Below are 291 nucleotides of genomic sequence, written 5' to 3' on the forward strand. Positions count from 1 at the left end.
ACTTACAACACACGAGAAAATCAAGCGCAATTCTCTACTTTACAAAGCCGTCTGCGTCCCCGGCTATATCAGCTATGTGCTGGTCTGTGTCTATGGGATAAACAGTGCAAAGGGCTTTGTTCAGGGTTTCTGGCAGCTGCTGGTCATCTTGTCCGTTATGAATCTCATGGACCGCCTGTTGGTTGACGGATATTGGGTGGGGCACCCGAACGCATGGACGATTTCAGGAACAGAGGACCTGAAGCCCTACATTACTGCAAAAGACAAAATGAAATAATGGCTTTTCGGTAC

At 47.8% G+C, this 291-nt stretch carries 1 pseudogene; it reads left to right on the plus strand.

Going from position 1 to position 291, the window contains the following annotated elements:
- Positions 1-277 (plus strand): annotated as a pseudogene (locus P0G09_RS20080) (hypothetical protein); the annotation flags it as partial.
- Between the last annotated feature and the right edge of the window lie 14 nt (positions 278-291).

It is taken from the genome of Faecalibacterium sp. DFI.5.82, assembly GCF_029076575.1.
Lineage (GTDB): Bacteria > Bacillota > Clostridia > Oscillospirales > Ruminococcaceae > Faecalibacterium > Faecalibacterium duncaniae.